Source organism: Streptomyces pseudogriseolus, from assembly GCA_002154585.1.
GTDB classification, from domain to species: Bacteria; Actinomycetota; Actinomycetes; order Streptomycetales; family Streptomycetaceae; genus Streptomyces; species Streptomyces pseudogriseolus.
On record MUNG01000575.1, the window covers coordinates 1 to 1,685 of the forward strand.

The 1,685-nt window shown below is 71.0% G+C and carries 1 protein-coding gene; it reads left to right on the forward strand.

What is annotated here, in order from left to right:
* The coding region (gene glmS, locus CCN29_RS32970; protein ID WP_086686189.1) for a glutamine--fructose-6-phosphate transaminase (isomerizing) at positions 1–1,615 on the forward strand (1,615 nt) is incomplete at its 5' end.
* Between the last annotated feature and the right edge of the window lie 70 nt (positions 1,616–1,685).

Sequence of the window (1,685 nt, forward strand, 5' to 3'; positions counted from 1 at the left end):
CGGCATCGCCCACACCCGCTGGGCCACCCACGGCGCCCCGTCCGACGTGAACGCCCACCCGCACCTGGACGCCGAGGGCAAGGTCGCCGTCGTCCACAACGGCATCATCGACAACGCCGCCGACCTGCGCCGCAAGCTGGAGGCGGACGGCGTCGAGTTCCTCTCCGAGACCGACACCGAGGTCCTGGTCCACCTCATCGCCCGCTCGACGGCCGAGAAGCTCGAGGACAAGGTCCGCGAGACGGTCCGCCTGATCGAGGGCACCTACGGCATCGCCGTGCTGCACGCCGACTTCCCGGACCGCATCGTCGTCGCCCGCAACGGCTCCCCGGTCGTCCTCGGCATCGGCGAGAAGGAGATGTTCGTCGCCTCGGACATCGCCGCGCTGGTCGCCCACACCCGCCAGATAGTCACCCTCGACGACGGCGAGATGGCCACCCTCAAGGCCGACGACTTCCGCACCTACACCACGGAGGGCACGCGCACCACCGCCGAGCCCACCACCGTGGAGTGGGAGGCCGCCTCCTACGACATGGGCGGCCACGACACGTACATGCACAAGGAGATCCACGAGCAGGCCGAGGCCGTGGACCGCGTGCTGCGCGGCCGGATCGACGACCGCTTCTCCACCGTGCACCTGGGCGGCCTCAACCTGGACGCCCGCGAGGCCCGCCGCATCCGCCGCGTGAAGATCCTCGGCTGCGGCACCTCGTACCACGCCGGCATGATCGGCGCGCAGATGATCGAGGAGCTCGCGCGCATCCCCGCCGACGCCGAGCCGGCCTCCGAGTTCCGCTACCGCAACGCGGTCGTCGACCCCGACACCCTGTACGTCGCCGTCTCCCAGTCCGGCGAGACGTACGACGTCCTCGCGGCCGTCCAGGAGCTCAAGCGCAAGGGCGCGCGCGTCCTCGGCGTGGTCAACGTGGTGGGCTCCGCGATCGCCCGCGAGGCGGACGGCGGCGTCTACGTGCACGCCGGCCCGGAGGTCTGCGTCGTCTCCACCAAGTGCTTCACCAACACCACGGTCGCCTTCGCGCTGCTCGCCCTGCACCTGGGCCGCACCCGCGACCTCTCCGTCCGCGACGGCAAGCGGATCATCGAGGGCCTGCGCCGGCTCCCCGCGCAGATCGCCGAGATGCTGGAGCAGGAGGAGGAGATCAAGAAGCTGGCGCTGGAGTACGCCGAGGCCCGCTCGATGCTCTTCATCGGCCGCGTCCGGGGCTACCCGGTGGCCCGCGAGGCCTCCCTGAAGCTCAAGGAGGTCTCGTACATCCACGCCGAGGCCTACCCGGCCTCCGAGCTGAAGCACGGCCCGCTGGCCCTGATCGAGCCGGCCCTGCCCACCGTGGCGATCGTCCCGGACGACGACCTGCTGGAGAAGAACCGCGCGGCCATGGAGGAGATCAAGGCCCGCAGCGGCCGGATCGTCGCCGTGGCGCACCAGGAGCAGGAGAAGGCGGACCACACGATCGTGGTCCCCAAGAACGAGGACGAGCTGGACCCGATCCTCATGGGCATCCCCCTCCAGCTCCTCGCCTACCACACGGCCCTGGCCCTCGGCCGCGACATCGACAAGCCCCGCAACCTCGCCAAGTCGGTCACGGTCGAGTAGGACGCCTAAGGGGCAGCGCGCCCGTCAGGGGCGCGGGGCTGTATCGATCTGCGGCTCCGCCGCGCGGGCG